This is a genomic window from Comamonas odontotermitis (assembly GCF_040396735.1).
In the GTDB taxonomy this organism is placed as follows: domain Bacteria; phylum Pseudomonadota; class Gammaproteobacteria; order Burkholderiales; family Burkholderiaceae_C; genus Comamonas; species Comamonas odontotermitis_C.
Window position 1 is genome coordinate 65405 of sequence record NZ_JBEBNZ010000004.1, and the last position, 15613, is coordinate 81017.

At 61.7% G+C, this 15613-nt stretch carries 16 protein-coding genes; 8 read left to right on the forward strand and 8 right to left on the reverse strand.

Going from position 1 to position 15613, the window contains the following annotated elements; translation table 11 throughout:
- Complete coding sequence (locus ACH2DG_RS05900) at positions 1-1188, reverse strand: VWA domain-containing protein (protein ID WP_395024783.1); 1188 nt, start codon at positions 1186-1188, stop codon at positions 1-3.
- A 72-nt stretch (positions 1189-1260) separates the two neighbouring features.
- Between ACH2DG_RS05900 and ACH2DG_RS05905 the strand changes: the two genes are divergently transcribed.
- Together ACH2DG_RS05905 and cls are read left to right on the forward strand one after the other, a co-directional pair.
- Positions 1261-1905, forward strand: a complete 645-nt coding sequence (locus ACH2DG_RS05905; RefSeq protein ID WP_395024785.1) for a hypothetical protein — start codon at positions 1261-1263, stop codon at positions 1903-1905.
- Between the two features lie 127 nt (positions 1906-2032).
- A complete protein-coding gene (cls, locus tag ACH2DG_RS05910; RefSeq protein WP_395024786.1) occupies positions 2033-3457 on the forward strand; it encodes a cardiolipin synthase in 1425 nt (474 codons plus the stop codon).
- A 52-nt stretch (positions 3458-3509) separates the two neighbouring features.
- Here the strand turns inward: cls and ACH2DG_RS05915 are convergent, their stop codons facing one another.
- The 3 genes from ACH2DG_RS05915 to ACH2DG_RS05925 form a co-directional block, all read right to left on the reverse strand.
- Positions 3510-4103, reverse strand: a complete 594-nt coding sequence (locus ACH2DG_RS05915; protein WP_224151405.1) for a GNAT family N-acetyltransferase — start codon at positions 4101-4103, stop codon at positions 3510-3512.
- A gap of 66 nt (positions 4104-4169) precedes the next feature.
- Positions 4170-4382, reverse strand: a complete 213-nt coding sequence (locus ACH2DG_RS05920) for a hypothetical protein (protein WP_395024788.1) — start codon at positions 4380-4382, stop codon at positions 4170-4172.
- Between the two features lie 7 nt (positions 4383-4389).
- Positions 4390-5244: an AAA family ATPase gene (locus tag ACH2DG_RS05925; RefSeq protein ID WP_395024789.1), complete on the reverse strand. Its 855-nt coding sequence runs from the start codon at positions 5242-5244 to the stop codon at positions 4390-4392.
- Positions 5245-5348: 104 nt separating this feature from the next.
- Between ACH2DG_RS05925 and ACH2DG_RS05930 the strand changes: the two genes are divergently transcribed.
- Positions 5349-6017, forward strand: coding sequence for a cytochrome c (locus ACH2DG_RS05930; protein WP_224151408.1), 669 nt, complete (start codon positions 5349-5351; stop codon positions 6015-6017).
- A gap of 98 nt (positions 6018-6115) precedes the next feature.
- Here the strand turns inward: ACH2DG_RS05930 and ACH2DG_RS05935 are convergent, their stop codons facing one another.
- Positions 6116-6550: a DUF1841 family protein gene (locus ACH2DG_RS05935; protein WP_395024790.1), complete on the reverse strand. Its 435-nt coding sequence runs from the start codon at positions 6548-6550 to the stop codon at positions 6116-6118.
- Positions 6551-6597: 47 nt separating this feature from the next.
- Positions 6598-8475 carry a glutathione-regulated potassium-efflux system protein KefC gene (gene kefC, locus ACH2DG_RS05940; RefSeq protein ID WP_395024792.1) on the reverse strand — a complete coding sequence of 626 codons (1878 nt, stop codon included), beginning with the start codon at positions 8473-8475 and terminating at the stop codon, positions 6598-6600.
- Positions 8476-8778: 303 nt separating this feature from the next.
- Here kefC and ACH2DG_RS05945 point away from each other — a divergent pair, with 303 nt between their 5' ends.
- Entirely contained in the window at positions 8779-9414 is a 636-nt protein-coding gene (locus tag ACH2DG_RS05945) for a LysE family transporter (protein WP_395024794.1), read from the forward strand.
- Positions 9415-9502: 88 nt separating this feature from the next.
- Here the strand turns inward: ACH2DG_RS05945 and trmL are convergent, their stop codons facing one another.
- Positions 9503-9988: a tRNA (uridine(34)/cytosine(34)/5-carboxymethylaminomethyluridine(34)-2'-O)-methyltransferase TrmL gene (gene trmL, locus ACH2DG_RS05950; RefSeq protein WP_395024796.1), complete on the reverse strand. Its 486-nt coding sequence runs from the start codon at positions 9986-9988 to the stop codon at positions 9503-9505.
- Between the two features lie 90 nt (positions 9989-10078).
- Positions 10079-10657 carry a ComF family protein gene (locus ACH2DG_RS05955; RefSeq protein WP_395024797.1) on the reverse strand — a complete coding sequence of 193 codons (579 nt, stop codon included), beginning with the start codon at positions 10655-10657 and terminating at the stop codon, positions 10079-10081.
- 269 nt (positions 10658-10926) lie between these two features.
- On the opposite strand from ACH2DG_RS05955, the gene ACH2DG_RS05960 reads away from it, so the two are divergent.
- The 4 genes from ACH2DG_RS05960 to ACH2DG_RS05975 all read left to right on the forward strand — a co-directional run bounded on the left by ACH2DG_RS05960 (position 10927) and on the right by ACH2DG_RS05975 (position 15581).
- Complete coding sequence (locus ACH2DG_RS05960; protein ID WP_395024799.1) at positions 10927-11832, forward strand: biotin synthase; 906 nt, start codon at positions 10927-10929, stop codon at positions 11830-11832.
- Positions 11833-12173: 341 nt separating this feature from the next.
- Positions 12174-13769: a cytochrome c oxidase subunit II gene (gene coxB, locus ACH2DG_RS05965; RefSeq protein WP_395024800.1), complete on the forward strand. Its 1596-nt coding sequence runs from the start codon at positions 12174-12176 to the stop codon at positions 13767-13769.
- A 45-nt stretch (positions 13770-13814) separates the two neighbouring features.
- Positions 13815-15461, forward strand: coding sequence for a cytochrome c oxidase subunit I (gene ctaD / locus ACH2DG_RS05970; RefSeq protein ID WP_395024801.1), 1647 nt, complete (start codon positions 13815-13817; stop codon positions 15459-15461).
- Positions 15462-15473: 12 nt separating this feature from the next.
- The gene (locus ACH2DG_RS05975) at positions 15474-15581 is read left to right on the forward strand and encodes a cytochrome oxidase small assembly protein (RefSeq protein WP_395024802.1); all 108 of its coding nucleotides are present in this window, start codon (positions 15474-15476) and stop codon (positions 15579-15581) included.
- Positions 15582-15613: the final 32 nt, after the last annotated feature.

Consider the following 15613-nt stretch of genomic DNA (forward strand, 5'->3'; position numbering starts at 1 on the left):
TCACTTTGACAGCAACCGCATGGTGTCCTCCAGGCCTTTCAATGACAGGGGAAACATACGGTCGCCTACGAGTTGTTGTATCAGGCTGATGCTCTGGCGGTATTGCCAGACACCTTGCGGTTCGGGGTTGATCCAGGCGTGCCTGGGAAAAGCGTTGGTCAGGCGCTTGATCCATTCGGCACCCGGTTCTTCATTGTTATATTCAACCGAGCCGCCCGGTTGTAGGATTTCGTAAGGACTCATTGTGGCATCCCCCACAAAGATCAGCTTGTAATCCTTGTTATATTTTCTGATGATGTCCCAGGTCGGAAATTTTTCGGCATAGCGGCGCTTGTTGTTTTTCCACATGTAGTCGTAGACGCAATTGTGGAAGTAATAGAACTCCAGGTGCTTGAACTCGCTCTTGACGGCGGAAAACAGCTCCTCGACGCGCTGAATGTGGTCATCCATCGTGCCGCCCACATCCATCAGCAGCAGCACTTTCACGTTGTTGTGCCGCTCGGGGATCATCTTGATGTCCAGATAGCCCGCATTGGCGGCGGTGGCCCGGATGGTGTTGGGCAGATCGAGTTCGAGCTCGTTGCCGTCGCGGGCGAACTTGCGCAGGCGGCGCAGCGCCACCTTGATGTTGCGCGTGCCCAGCTCCTGCGTGTCGTCGTAGTCGCGGTAGGCACGCTGCTCCCACACCTTGACCGCGCTGCGGCTTTTACCGGGGCCGCCAATGCGGATGCCTGCGGGGTTGTAGCCGCCGTGACCAAACGGGCTGGTGCCGCCGGTACCAATCCACTTGCTGCCGCCTTCGTGGCGCTCCTTCTGCTCTTCGAGGCGCTTTTTCAAGGTCTCCATCAACTCATCCCAGCCCATGGCCTCGATCGCTGCCTTTTCCTCGGGGCTGAGCTCGCGCTCCAGCACCTGCTTGAGCCAGTCTTCCGGCAGTTCCTTCTTCCAGTCGGTGAGCAGCTCCATGCCTTTGAAGTAGGCGGAGAAGGCCTGGTCGAATTTGTCGAACAGCTTTTCATCCTTGACCAGGCAGGTGCGGGCCAGAAAGTAGAAGTCGTCCAGGCTCCAGGCATTTTCCGATCGTGGACCGGCCAGGCCTTTTTCCAGTGCCTCCAGCAGGGTGAGCAGTTCCTTGACCGAAACCGGCAGCTTGGCCGCGCGCAAGGTGTAGAAAAAGTCGATCAGCATGGGGTTGTAAACAATTGGTAACAGAAGCGGGCTAGTCTTTCCAGTCTAACGGGACTTGGGGAGCATGCTGCCATGGTGATGATCAAAACGGACAAGGCCAGGCAGGCGTTGCGCAACCGTGCCAGCCTGTCGGTGCAGGAGCGGCAGATCCTTATCTTGTGTGATGGCATCCGCTCCCGTCAAGAGATCGCGGGTTGGCTCGGTGACACCGCCCTGGCACTGATGGACAGCCTGCTGGCCCAGGGGTATCTGGTGCAGCGCCCGGTGGAAGGGCAGGCCTGGACGACGCGTGACTCCCATGACGCGCTGCGCCTGGCATCGCTGGCGCCTTCGCCGGCAGCAGAGCAACGCGAATCCACGCTGATGCCGGTGGGCATCGATCTGCAGCCCTCGCGCCCGGCGCCTTTGGCACCTGTGTTGGCGCCTGCACGGGAGGCGCTGTCCTCATCCGCTGCCAAGCGTTCTCTGGCCGCATGCAAGATGTATGCATCGGGCATCCTGCAGATGCAGCGCGGCGGCGATGCCCAGCACATGCTGGCCCAGCTCAATGCCAGCCAGAACGAGAGCGATCTGGTGGCCAACCTGCTCAAGGTGCTTCAATTTCTGAAGCAAAAAACCAACGCCAGCTATGCGGATAACGTGAAAAAGCACATGAGCAATATCCTGCCCGAGCAGCACCTGCCTGCGCTGCAGGAAAGCCTGCTGAGCAGGCTGTGAACGGCGTCCGCCGGGGCACAGGTGCCGCTGGATGCCGTGCTAGCATGAACCATCTGTATTGGCGGGTTCGTCGAATCTTATGCACAGCAATCTGCTTCCCCAACTGTGGACAGGCTCTGTTTTCATCTTGCATCTGCTGGTCGCGGCCCGCGCACTGACGCGGGCCAACCGCTCGCCCGCCTCGCGTGCAGCGTGGGTGGCGGTCATCATGCTGGTGCCGCTGGCGGGTATTGCGGCCTATCTGTTGCTGGGCGAAACCAGCATCGGGCGCTCGCGTGCGCGGCGGCTGCGCCGGGTGCAGACCACTTTGCAACGCCCGGTGCAGACGCCTGCCCAGGTGTCGGGGGCCGCAGCATCCCTGGTGGCCCTGGCGCACTCCATCACCGGTTTTGATGCAGTTGCGGGCAACCGCATCGTGCTGCTGGGGGACGCGGCGGCGGTACCGGCCCAGCCCATGGTCAACTCCAAGGCGGCCATCCACCATCTGATCGACGACATCGCGCAGGCGCGCCAGCAGGTGCATATCGCCTTCTACATCTGGCTGGCCGACGATACCGGCCAGCGCCTGGCGCAGGCGGTGGCGGCTGCTGCACGTCGCGGCGTGCAGTGCCGGGTGATGGTGGATGCGCTCGGTTCGCGCGCCTTTCGTGACAGCGCCCTGTGGCGGGAGCTGGCGCAGGCGGGCGTGCAATTGCTGGCCACGCTGGATGATGTGAGCCGCCTGCGCCACATGGCGCTCAGCCGCGTGGATTTGCGCGACCACCGCAAGCTGGTTGTCATCGACAACCGCATCGCCTATTGCGGCAGCCAGAATTGCGCGGACCCCGAGTTCCGCATCAAGGCAAGGTACGCCCCATGGATCGATGTGCTGCTGCGCTGTGAGGGGCCGGTGGTGCGGCAGATGCAGACGCTGTTCTTGAGCGGCTGGATTCCAGAGACCAATGAAGCCGGGCTGGACGACCTGCCCAATGCGCCGGTGGCCGCTGCGGATGCCGCGCCGGGCAACTGCGTGGCGCAGGCGGTGGAGACAGGCCCCACGGCGCGGCACAACGGCATGTCCGATCTGTTTGTGGCCAGCATGTACGCAGCGCGCCACGAGCTGCTGATCACCACGCCATACTTTGTACCGGACGAGGCCTTGTTGCGCGCCCTGTGCGCTGCGCCCCGGCGTGGGGTGGCCACCACCCTGATCGTGCCCGCACGCAATGATTCATGGCTGGTGGCGCAGGCCTGCCGCAGCTGCTATGCCGACCTGCTGAGCAACGGTGTGGCGCTTTATGAGTATCCGCTGGGGGTGCTGCACGCCAAGACCTTGACCCTGGACGGCGAGATCAGCCTGGTGGGATCGGCCAACATGGACCGTCGCAGCCTGGAGCTGAACTACGAGAACAACCTGCTGATCAGCGACCACGAGGTGACGGGCAGCATACGCGCGCGGCAGCTGGGCTACCTGTCCGTGTCAAAGGCCGTGGATGTGGCGGCGGTGCGCGCGTGGCCGTTTCATACCCGGCTGGTACACAACGTGGTGGGCATGATGGCGCCGGTGCTGTAGTTTCGCAGCCATTGCGCCTGCCGCCCACAGGCACCAGCCCGCTTGACGAAAATCAACGAGGCTTGTTCAGCAGGTACAGCAGCTGTGCTTTGGCCTCGGGCCACTCGCCTGCGAGCATGCTGTACATCACGGTGTCGCGCACGGTGCCATCGCGGCGAGGCGCGTGGTGGCGGATCACGCCGTCCTTCCTGGCGCCCAGCCGCTCAATGGCCCGCTGGCTGGCAAAGTTGAAGTTATCGGTTCGCCAGCCCACCACGGCAGCGCCCAGGGTTTCGAACGCATGCGTGAGCAAGGTCAGTTTGCAGGTGGTGTTGACATGGCTGCGCTGCACGCTCTGCGCGTACCAGGTGTAGCCAATTTCCACGCGCTTCAAGGCCGGCACGATGTCGTGGTAGCTGGTGCTGCCCAGCACCTTGCCCGTGGCTTCATCGATGACGGCAAATGGCATGCGGTTGCCCGCTGCGCGCATGTTCATGGCCTGCTCGATGTAGAGCCTGGTGTTTTCCGGCTCGGGAACGGAGGTGACGCGGATCTTCCAGAGTTCGCCATCCTGTGCAGCGGCACGCAGGCCGTCCTCATGCGCAAAGTCCAGGGGCGTGAGCAGCACGCCGTTGCGGCGCAGATCAATGGGTTCCACAAAAGCCATGGTTTTCCTGAAGGTGTTGAATTGGATAGCAGATTGCGCTTTGCCGCAGGGCGTTTCAGCGTGTTTCTATCTGGATTTGCGCCAGCGCCTGGCCAGTTGAAGGCCCGCCCCGCCGCCCAGGCCCACCAGCGCAATCGCGGCAATGCTGCCCGCGCTGTAGCCGTCTTCAAACAGCGGCCAGCCCAGCAGGTGCGAAATACCCCAGCCTGCCAGCGCACCGGCCAGAAAGCCGATGGCGTCCGTCAACCCTTCGGCCAGCAACTGCTGTGGCGTTGCCATGCGCTGCCTAGCGGTTGCGCTGGTTCATGAAGACCAGCTTCTCAAAGAGGCTCACGTCTTGCTCGTTCTTCAAAAGCGCGCCCACCAGGGGAGGCACGGCAATCTTCTGGTCGGCAGTCTGCAGCACTTCGGGCGGAATGTCTTCGGCAACCAGCAGCTTGAGCCAGTCGATCAACTCGCTGGTCGATGGTTTTTTCTTCAGGCCTGGCAGGTTGCGGATTTCGAAGAACACCTTCATGGCCGCCGACAGCAGCTCCTGCTTGAGCGTCGGGAAATGGACCTCGACGATCTGCTTCATCGTCTCTGCGTCGGGGAACTTGATGTAGTGAAAGAAGCAGCGGCGCAGGAAGGCATCGGGCAGCTCCTTCTCGTTGTTGGAGGTGATGAACACCAGCGGGCGGTGCTTGGCGCGGACCATCTCGCGCGTCTCGTAGCAATAGAACTCCATGCGGTCGAGTTCGCGCAGCAGATCGTTGGGGAATTCGATGTCGGCCTTGTCGATTTCATCGATCAGCAGGGCCACGGGCCGGTCTGCGGTGAAGGCCTGCCACAGCACGCCCTTGACGATGTAGTTGTGGATGTCATGCACGCGGGCCGCGCCTTCCACATCGGCAAGCTGGCTGTCCCGCAGACGACTGACCGCATCGTACTCATACAAGCCTTGCTGCGCCTTGGTGGTGGACTTGATGTGCCACTGCAGCAGCGGCATGTCTAGCGCCTGCGACACTTCTTCCGCCAGCATGGTTTTCCCTGTGCCGGGTTCCCCCTTGACGAGAAGCGGTCTTTGAAGGGTAATTGCCGCATTGACCGCGAGCATCAGGTCATTGGTCGCAACGTAGTTCTGTGTGCCTTGGAATTTCATGAAAGAGAATGCAGAATCGAGGTGACAGGGTCTGTTTCAGCGTTGACTATAAACTTAGACACCGCCTAGACGCGGTAGCTTTTCCACACGATTGTGCGCGCAAAATGAATAAAACATTGACCACGGTATTTGCATTGGCTGTCGCGTCTGTGACGGGTTGGGCGGCGGCCCAGGAGGTGAAGGGTGATGCCAAGGCAGCCGAAGGAAAAATTGCCATGTGCATTGGCTGCCACGGTATCGTGGGCTACAAGGCCAGTTTTCCCGAGGTGTACCAGGTACCGAAGATCTCGGGGCAGAATGGCAAGTACATTGAGGCAGCGTTGCATGCCTACAAAAAGGGTGACCGCAAGCACCCCACCATGCGCGCCATTGCTGACTCGCTGACCGACCAGGACATTGCCGATCTGGCCGCGTATTACGAAAAGCACACCACCGGTGATGTGACGGTGGCCGAAAAGCCATCGAGAGAGCCGAGCACCAAGACTGCTGAGCTGCTGAAGAAGGGCACCTGCGCTTCGTGCCATGGCGACAATTTCTCCAAGGCCATCGATCCTACCTATCCCAAGCTGGCTGGACAGAATGCCGACTATCTGTATGCGGCGCTCAAGTCCTATACCGTGGAGAAGAACGGGTACATTGGCCGTTCGAACCCGGTGATGGGGGCCATGGCCAAGCAGTTCAACCATGCGGAGATGAAAGAGCTGGCCGACTATATCGGCAGCCTGCAGGGTGGTTTGCAGACCGTGCCGGAATCGCGTTTCCGCAGCAAATAAGGCAGCAATGGCGGGCAACGCAGCAGTTGCCTTGCCTCAGCAAAAACGCCCGGCATTGCCGGGCGTTTTTGCTTTGTCAGGGGGGGGGAGAGCGGGGCTCAGTCCTTGGTGGCGTTGCGCTGCACGGCCGCCACATAGGCATCTCCATCAGGGGGGCGGCCCGAGCGCTGGCTCTCCCACAGCATGGTACCCAGGCACTCCATGGCGACATGGTGTGCATCATGCAGCGAGCCCAGCCGCTTGGCGAGCAACTCTACCGCCTGGCGGATGCCGCGCGGCTGGTCGATGCTGCATTGCTCGCTGATCGACAGGTGCATGGACAGATGCAGGAACGGGTTGGTCTTGTCAGGCGTCAGGTCGTAGTTGCGGGCGATGGCCGCATCCACGTCGCTCAGGTCTTCGCGGTACTCGGGGTGCTCGGCAATCCACAGGCCCGCCAGGGTTTCGATGGCTTCCATGGGCTGGCTGGCTTGCTGCTTGGCATGTGCGGCGCAGAAAAAGCGCCGCACATCGGCTTGGGAGGGGTTGAACATAGGGCGCAAAGCGTAGCACGCAGCCGGTGGGCTGCGTGCGCCTACGGTCAAATGTGACTCTGCGGATCGTCCGGCTGATGCGGGTAGGGACTGCTGGGGGCCTGCTCGGCCTCCTGCGCCTGGGCCTGGCGTTCCTGGCGCTCGCGCATCATCTGTTCCACCAGTTGATCGCGGCCCTGGCGGCCCACGGCCAGCATGGTTTCGCGGTCGTTGCGGTGTTCGTACATCTTGTTGGTCAACTCGATGTTGTGGGCACGGAACACCGTGACCACGTATTGCGCGTCCTCAGGGGTGTAGCCCATCAGCTCCAGCGTTTTCTCGGCCGTCTGCAGGCTGGAATCGAACAGCTCGCGGTCCACATACTGCACGCCCATGTCACGCAGGGCAAACCAGTGCGCCACGTCCTTGGCCCGCGTCACGATCTTGAGGTGCGGAAAGTGCTGCTGCACCAGCTTGACGATCTGGTTGGTCTGGCTCTCGTCGTCGACCGCGATCACCATGACCTCGGCCTTCTCTGCCCCGGCGATGCGCAGCAGATCCTGCCGGGTGGCATCGCCATAGAACACACGGTAGCCGAAGTTCTGCGCCACCTGGAGCATTTCGACGCTGTGGTCCAGAATGACCGCCTTGATGCCCTGGCTCAGCAGCACACGGGTCACGATCTGGCCGTAGCGGCCGAAGCCGGCGATCAGCACGGACGCCTCCTGCTGCTCGTGCAGCTCTTCCGGCGCATCTTCGCCGGAGGCGAGGTTGGCAAACCGTGGCATGAGCCAGCGGTCCATGGCCGCCACCATCAGCGGCGTGGCCACCATGGAGATGGCCACTGCGCCGATCAGCAGCGAAGAGTGCTGCGGACTCACAATACCCTGCGCCTGCGCAGCGCTGAACACCACGAACGCAAACTCTCCGCCCTGCGCCAGCAGCAGCGTGAACAGCGGGCGCTCCTGCAAGGGCATGCGCAGCACGGTGGCGAGGCTGTAGATGACGACGGATTTGATGAGCAGGAAAATCACCACCAGCGCCAGCATGGCCAGGGGTGACGACAGGATCACCGAGAAATCGATGCTCATGCCCACGGCGATGAAGAACAGCCCGAGCAGCAGACCCTTGAAAGGCTCGATGTCGGTCTCCAGCTCGGCGCGGAATTCGCTGTCGGCCAGCAGCACGCCAGCCAGAAAGGCGCCAAGGGCCATGGACAGGCCGATCTGCAGCATCAGGTAGGCAATGCCCACCACCAGCAGCAGGGCGGTGGCGGTCGAGATTTCGCGCGAGTCGCTTTGCGCAATCCAGCGCAGCACGGGGCGCAGCAGATAGCGGCCACCCACGATGACGGCAGCAATGATGGCAAGGGTTCTGCCAATTTCCAGCAGCATGTTGCCGTCGTCCTGCGCAGCCTGCTGGCCCACGGCCAGCAGGGGCACAAGCGCCAGGATCGGGATGGCCGCCACGTCCTGGAACAGCAGGATGGCAAAGCTCGTCTTGCCGCTGTTGGTGGACATGAGGTTACGCTCAGCAATGCTTTGCAACGCAATTGCGGTGGAGGACAGTGCCAGGCCCAAGGCCGCAATCAGGGCCATGTGCCAGTCAAACCCGAGCAGCCAGGCTGCGGCAAACAGTCCTGCGGTGCACAGCAGCATTTGCGCGCTGCCCACACCGAAGATGGGGCGGCGCATGCTCCACAGGCGGCTGGGTTGCAGTTCCAGCCCGATCAGGAACAGCATCAGCACCACGCCGAACTCGGAAAAATGCAGGATGTCCTGCACATTGCTGACCAGCTTGAGGCCGCTGGGGCCGATGATCATGCCGGCTACCAGGTAACCGATGATGGTGCCAAGGCCGAGCGCGCGTGAAATCGGCACGGCGATGACGGCGGCTGCCAGGTACAAAAAGGTGTAGGTCAGCCAGAGAGGGGCGTGCGCTTCCATGCGTGCAAAAATGGTGTTGTTGTAGGTGCTTTGGGGATGAGGTTACGTTTTTTTTGTGATTTGTGGGAATTTATTGCATTTTTTTGCGTTCTGCGCATACCCAGCAAGCGCAGGCTGCTATGAAAAATATGTGACAGCCCTCAGTGGCGGTACTGGCAAGGGAGCGCAGCCTGGCGCGATAATGGCGGCTTTGCCCGTTGTGCCGAGCCTACAAATTGCGGCCTGCCCAGGCGCCAAGGGGGCGCATGGCAGGGCGCAGTGAAGCGTGGTCGTTGGCATGGCGAGGCCGTTTCTGGATCGATCATGGAATTTCACACCTGGCTGGCCTATCTGGTGGCGGCCATCATCATTGCGGTTTCACCGGGCTCGGGCGCCGTGCTGTCGATGAGCCACGGCCTCTCCTACGGCGTGCGCAAGACCAGCGCTACCATTCTTGGGCTGCAACTGGGCTTGCTGCTCATCCTGCTGATTGCGGGCGCGGGTGTGGGGTCGCTGCTGATCGCGTCCGAGACCGCATTCAACATCGTCAAGATCGTGGGCGCCTGCTATCTGATCTACATCGGTTTTCAACAGTGGCGCTCGACGGGCGGCCTGGTGAGTGACGCGGCCACGCAGCAGCCTGAAGGCAGCTGGAAAAAGCGTACCTTGAGTGGCTTCCTGACCAATGCCACCAATCCCAAGGGCATCATCTTCATGGTGGCGGTGCTGCCGCAGTTCATGACAGCCGATCACCCGTTGTGGCTGCAACTGCTGATCCTGTCCGTCACCACCTTGGCAGTGGACACCATCGTGATGCACGGCTATGCCGCAAGCGCGAGTGTTCTGCGCCGCCTGTTGCGGGACAGCAAGGCCATGCGCATCCAGAACAAGGTGTTTGGTGGCCTGCTGATGCTGGTGGGCATGGGCTTGTTCTTCGTCAAGCGCTCACAGAACGCCTGAGCCCCGGCGGCACATCTCTTTGCTATGTAAATGAGAGCATTTGGCGCGCATCTGTTGTGCGCCAGTGGCCATTTTTCTCAAATTTTTGTTATTGGGCGACACCGCCGTCAGGCATGGCAAAGCCGTTCTGGCGCCATGCTTCAAAGACGGTCACTGCCACGGCGTTGGACAGATTGAGGCTGCGCTGGCCCGCCACCATGGGCAGGCGCACACGCTGGGTGAGGGGAAAGCTCTCGCGCAAGGCAGGGGGCAGGCCGCGGGTTTCGCAGCCAAATACCAGCCAATCACCCGGGTGAAATTGAATGTCAAACGCAGGGCTGCTGCCATGCGTGGTCATGGCGAACATGCGGTCTTGCGCTGGCTGCATGGTGTCGACAAAGGCCTGCCAGCTGGCATGGCGCTGCGTGGCAGCGTACTCGTGGTAATCGAGGCCTGCGCGGCGCATGTAGCGGTCTTCCATGGAAAATCCCAGCGGCTCGATCAGGTGCAGGCGGCTGCCGGTATTGGCGCACAGGCGGATCACATTACCGGTATTGGGGGGGATTTCTGGTTCGACCAGGACGACGTTGAACATGGGATGCAGTGATAGGAAAATGCGCGCGGCGCGGGCCGCCAAGGCGTGCCAGTTTAGTGATGCGTCCAAATGCCTGCAGGCTGCTGCGTTTTATTCCGGCAACGGAGTCCTTGCAAAAACCATAGCATCTACCGCAGACGCACCGTGCGCCAGCAGCATGTTTGCCACTGCAGCCAGCGTGGCGCCCGTGGTCATCACATCGTCTACCAGCAACACCTGCCTGCCGCAAATCGCTGCTGCATGGCGCGGCTCGACGGCAAAAGCGTGGCGCAGATTGCGCAAGCGCGCTGCGCGGCCCAGCTGCGCCTGCGCCGGGGTATCGGCCAGGCGCAATAGCCAGCCAGAATGAAGCACGGGGCCGCCCGGTGCCAGGCGCCGCAGGGCGCGGGCCAGTTGCAGGGCCTGGTTGTAGCCCCGCTCGCGCAGCCGCGCGGCCGAGAGCGGTACCGCAAGCACGAGATCTGCCTGTTGCAGCCATTGCCGCGCATGCGGCGCCTGCAGCATCAACTGCGCCATGGGCCTTGCCCATGCCAGATGCTGGTGATATTTGAACTGCTGCACCATGCCGCTCCAAGGCGGGCTATAGTCCACCGCTGCATGGCAGTGCCGCAGCGGCAGCGGGTCGAGCAGGCAATTCGGGCAGACCTGGCTGGTGCCGGGCAACGGCAACGCGCAATGATCGCAACGCCTTGTGGCAGAAGGCGCGCAGATGGCTGCGCAGTCACTGCAGAGCCACGGGCTGGGCCGGCGCTGGCACACCAGGCAGGTGCTGGGAAGGTGCTCGCACAGGTGGTTTGCAAACCGGGTTGGCCACTGTTGCCACCATTGCCAATGGTGCCAACGTGGAGCCGAAACACCGCTTTCGCTGCTGACTATTGCCATGCCGTTCCTTTCAGAAGACATTTAACCCACGCCCTTACTGCGTAGCGGGCTTCCCCATGGCTGAATTTTCCACTCCCCCGACGATTGACCCGATAGCCGCCACGCGCTGGCAGAGGCAGGCGCCTGCGCACAGCCCCTGGCTGCATGACGAAGTAGGGCGGCGCATGGAGGAGCGTCTGGCGTGGATTATGCAAAAGCCCGCTGCCTGGTGCAGCTGGGAGCCGCTGTACGGTGGCCTGGCAGCGCACCAGCGTGTGGCCGAGCGTTATCCACAGTCTGCGCTGAGCATTGTCGAAACCCAGCCAGGGCACGAAGCTGCGCTGCGCGAACACCTCTCCAGCCCCTGGTGGAGCATGGACCGGTGGCGACAGCCCCGGCTGCACTGGGGCCAGCCGGCAGCGGGCAGCGTGAACATGCTCTGGGCCAACATGGCCCTGCACAACCACCCCAATCCGCAGCACCTGCTGCAGACCTGGCACCAGTTGCTGGCTGTGGATGGGTTCGTGATGTTTTCCTGCCTGGGGCCGGACACATTGGCGGAAGTGCGGGCCGTCTATGCACAGCAGGGCTGGTCGGCTGCAAGCCACGAGTTCACCGATATGCACGACTGGGGCGACATGCTCGTCCAGGCAGGTTTTGCCGAACCGGTGATGGACATGGAGCGCATCACACTGTCGTATTCCAGTGCGCAGAAGCTGCGCGCAGAACTGCGCGAGCTGGGGCGCAACCTGCACCCCCGCCGCTTTGGCGCCCTGCGGGGGCGCAACTGGCTTGAACAGCTCGACCTATCGCTTGCGCGACAGCTGGCCCGCGCCGATGAGGAAGGGCGGCTGGTTGTCACCTTCGAGATCATCTACGGCCATGCCTTCAAGCCGACTCCGCGCATCAAGCTGCAGGGAGAGAGTGTCATCAGCGTGCAAGACATGCAGCAGATGCTGCGTCAGGGACGCATGCAGGGGTAAGTGACCGCTGCCGCGCAAGGCGCTGCCGATATGGGCAACCGGTGATGTACCGCCAAGGGCACGGGCCACGCCGGAGACAAGCCGGTACCGGGGCCTGACGTGGAACGCCAATTGCGGCGGCTGTCTAGTGCCTGAACGGCTTCTGTTGTGAAAGCCCTATGATCCCGGGATTGCATGGGTTGCAATATTGCGCAGTTCACGCCATGCTCGGTTTGATGACAAAGTGGCATGAGTGCAACCGCAGGTGCGCTCGGCAAAAGGTGCACCACGCGGCCCCATGTTTCCCCCACATGGTGCCTTGCACTTCATAACGATGAGACGTTGAGAAGTAAGTGACAACTATGAAAAGTGTTTCTCAAAAACTGGCTTCTTTGCTGTTGGTGGCTGGCGTAGGTTTGGCAACTGCAGCGCACGCTGTGCAGAGCCTGCCGGGCGGTCCTGCAGTCGGGCAGATGAATCTGCCTCCCCCGGTTACCAAGATTGCCGAAGAACAGCACACCCTGCACTGGATGATGCTGTGGATCTGCACCATCATCTTTGTTGGTGTGTTTGCGGTGATGTTCTATTCGATCTGGAAGCACCGCAAATCCAAAGGGGCCAAGGCCGCAGACTTTCATGAATCGGTCACGGTGGAAGTGGCCTGGACGGTTCTGCCTTTTGTCATCGTCATCCTGATGGCCTTGCCTGCCACCAAGGTGCTGGTGGCGCAAAAGGACACCACCAATGCGGACCTGACCGTCAAGGTGACCGGCTACCAGTGGAAATGGGGTTATGACTATCTGACCGGCGAAGGTGAAGGCCTGAGCTTTGTCTCCACCCTGGACAGCAGCCAGCGCGCCATGTCCAACAGCGGCGATGTCTCCAAGGCGCCCAATGACTATCTGCTGCGCGTCGACAACCCGCTGGTGGTGCCCGTCAACAAAAAGGTGCGTGTCATCACCACGGCTGCGGACGTGATCCACTCCTTCATGGTGCCTGCCTTTGGCATCAAGCAGGATGCGATCCCCGGCTTTGTGCGTGACACCTGGTTCCGCGCCGAGAAAACGGGCGATTACTATGGTCAGTGCGCCGAGCTGTGCGGCAAGGAACACGCCTACATGCCCATCCACGTGAAGGTGCTGTCGGCTGATGACTATTCCGCATGGGTGGCAGACCAGAAGAAGAAGCTGGCTGCCAAGGCGGATGATCCGAACAAGGTCTGGGTGCTGGCCGATCTGGTGGCCCGTGGCGAGAAGGTCTACGCAGCCAATTGCGCAGCCTGCCACCAGGCCAATGGCAAGGGCGCAGGCCCCATCAAGGCGCTTGACGGCAGCCCCGTGGTGCTGGGCCCCACGGCAGACATGATGCATGCCGTGCTGGAAGGCCGCGCCAATGGCGCCATGCCCGCCTGGAAGCAGTTGAGCGATACCGACCTTGCCGCCGTGGTGACCTTTGCCAAGAACCACTGGAGCAACAAGACCGGCACCATGGTGCAACCTGCCGAGTTCGTGGCTGCACGCGGTGGCAAGTTCCCTGAGGGCGGTGGCTCTGCGGCGCCTGCTGCTGGTACTGCAGCCCCCGCACCCGCTGCGCCGGCTGCAGATGCACAAGCAGCCCCCGCTGCTGCCGCACCGGCAGCGGAAGCCGGTCCGTTCCAGGTATTTTTCGGCAGCGGCAAGAGCGATCTGGATAGCGACGCGCAGGCCACCGTCAAGAAGGCGGCGACCGCGCTGGCTACCCAGGCTGGCAAGGTGGTACTGTCCGGTTTTGTCGATTCCACCGGCAATGCCGACCAGAACGCCGAACTCGCCAAGCTGCGCGCCCAGGCAGTGGCCAAGATGCTGACAGACAACGGCGTAGCCGATGGGCGCATCGAGATGCGCAAGCCAGAAACCATTACTGCAGGACAGGGCGCTGACAGCCAGGCGCGCCGCGTAGACATTGTTGCTGCGCCATAACGCCCCACCAGTCCAGCACACGAAGAGCTATCGGAGTCAAGAACTATGAGCGCCGTTCTCCCTACAGACCACAGCCACACTGGCCACGGCCATGATGCGCATGGCCACGATGACCACCACCATGGCGCACCCACCGGTTGGCGCCGCTGGGTGTTTGCCACCAATCACAAGGATATCGGCACGCTGTACCTGCTGTTCTCGTTCACCATGCTGATGGTGGGCGGCGTGCTGGCGCTGCTGATCCGCGCCGAACTGTTCCAGCCCGGCCTGCAACTGGTCAACCCTGAGCTGTTCAACCAGCTCACCACCATGCATGGCCTGATCATGGTGTTTGGCGCCATCATGCCGGCCTTTGTGGGCTTTGCGAACTGGATGATTCCGTTGCAGATCGGTGCATCCGACATGGCCTTTGCGCGCATGAACAACTTCAGCTTCTGGCTGATGATTCCTGCAGGCCTGATGCTGGTGGGCTCGTTCTTCATGCCCGGCGGCGCGCCCGCTGCAGGCTGGACCCTGTACGCACCGCTCACGCTGCAGATGGGCCCGTCCATGGACACCAGCATCTTTGCCATGCACGTGATGGGTGCCTCGTCGATCATGGGGTCGATCAACATCATCGTCACCATCCTGAACATGCGCGCTCCCGGCATGACGTTGATGAAGATGCCCATGTTCTGCTGGACCTGGCTGATCACCGCATACCTGCTGATTGCCGTGATGCCCGTGCTGGCAGGCGCCATCACCATGACCCTGACCGACCGCCACTTTGGCACGAGCTTCTTCAACCCTGCGGGCGGCGGCGACCCGGTCATGTACCAGCACATCTTCTGGTTCTTCGGCCACCCCGAGGTCTACATCATGATTCTGCCGGCCTTCGGCATCGTGAGCCAGATCGTTCCGGCCTTCAGCCGCAAGAAGCTGTTTGGCTATGCATCGATGGTGTATGCCGTGGCGGCCATTGCCATCCTGTCCTTCATCGTCTGGGCGCACCACATGTTCACCACCGGCATGCCGGTGACCGGCCAGTTGTTCTTCATGTACGCGACCATGCTGATCTCGGTGCCGACGGCCGTGAAGATCTTCAACTGGGTGGCCACGATGTGGCGCGGCTCGATGACGTTCGAGACGCCGATGCTGTTTGCCGTGGGCTTCATCTTCGTGTTCACGATGGGCGGGTTCACGGGTCTGATCCTGTCGATGGCACCCATCGACATCCAGTTGCAGGATACCTATTACGTGGTGGCGCATTTCCACTACGTGCTGGTGGCGGGCTCGCTGTTTTCGATGTTTGCCGGTTATTACTACTGGGCACCCAAGTGGACCGGCGTGATGTATTCCGAAGCGCGCGGCCGCATCCACTTCTGGGGCTCGCTCATCACCTTCAACATCACCTTCTTCCCCATGCACTTCCTGGGTCTGGCCGGCATGCCGCGTCGCTACGCCGACTACCCCATGCAGTTCGCCGATTTCAACATGATTGCGTCGATCGGTGCATTCGGCTTCGGCCTGATGCAGGTGTACTTCTTTGTGTTCGTGGTGTGGCCAGGCATGCGCCACCGTGGCGAAAAGGCTCCGCAAAAGCCGTGGGAAGGCGCTGAAGGCCTGGAGTGGGAAGTGCCCTCGCCAGCACCATTCCACACCTTCGAAAACCCTCCCAAGCTGGACGCCACGGCCACCAAGGTCATTGGCTGATTGGATCTGTAGATGACAACGCCTGAACAACGCAAGGCAAATATCCGGCTGGCGCTGATTCTGGCGTCGGTGGCGCTGGTCTTCTTCATCGGGTTTCTGGTGAAGATGACGGTGCTGTAGGCAATACGGCGAGCAAACAGGAGCGAGCAAGA

Bases quoted from the DNA above. Each gene is read 5' to 3' on its own strand.
- ACH2DG_RS05960 (WP_395024799.1), top strand. From the start codon at position 10,927: ATGGCTGAATTTTCCACTCCCCCGACGATTGACCCGATAGCCGCCACG.
- coxB (WP_395024800.1), top strand. From the start codon at position 12,174: ATGAAAAGTGTTTCTCAAAAACTGGCTTCTTTGCTGTTGGTGGCTGGC.
- ACH2DG_RS05920 (WP_395024788.1), bottom strand. From the start codon at position 4,382: ATGGCAACGCCACAGCAGTTGCTGGCCGAAGGGTTGACGGACGCCATC.
- ACH2DG_RS05905 (WP_395024785.1), top strand. From the start codon at position 1,261: ATGGTGATGATCAAAACGGACAAGGCCAGGCAGGCGTTGCGCAACCGT.
- kefC (WP_395024792.1), bottom strand. From the start codon at position 8,475: ATGGAAGCGCACGCCCCTCTCTGGCTGACCTACACCTTTTTGTACCTG.
- ACH2DG_RS05900 (WP_395024783.1), bottom strand. From the start codon at position 1,188: ATGCTGATCGACTTTTTCTACACCTTGCGCGCGGCCAAGCTGCCGGTT.
- ACH2DG_RS05945 (WP_395024794.1), top strand. From the start codon at position 8,779: ATGGAATTTCACACCTGGCTGGCCTATCTGGTGGCGGCCATCATCATT.
- ACH2DG_RS05975 (WP_395024802.1), top strand. From the start codon at position 15,474: ATGACAACGCCTGAACAACGCAAGGCAAATATCCGGCTGGCGCTGATT.
- ACH2DG_RS05925 (WP_395024789.1), bottom strand. From the start codon at position 5,244: ATGAAATTCCAAGGCACACAGAACTACGTTGCGACCAATGACCTGATG.
- trmL (WP_395024796.1), bottom strand. From the start codon at position 9,988: ATGTTCAACGTCGTCCTGGTCGAACCAGAAATCCCCCCCAATACCGGT.
- ctaD (WP_395024801.1), top strand. From the start codon at position 13,815: ATGAGCGCCGTTCTCCCTACAGACCACAGCCACACTGGCCACGGCCAT.
- ACH2DG_RS05915 (WP_224151405.1), bottom strand. From the start codon at position 4,103: ATGGCTTTTGTGGAACCCATTGATCTGCGCCGCAACGGCGTGCTGCTC.
- ACH2DG_RS05930 (WP_224151408.1), top strand. From the start codon at position 5,349: ATGAATAAAACATTGACCACGGTATTTGCATTGGCTGTCGCGTCTGTG.
- ACH2DG_RS05935 (WP_395024790.1), bottom strand. From the start codon at position 6,550: ATGTTCAACCCCTCCCAAGCCGATGTGCGGCGCTTTTTCTGCGCCGCA.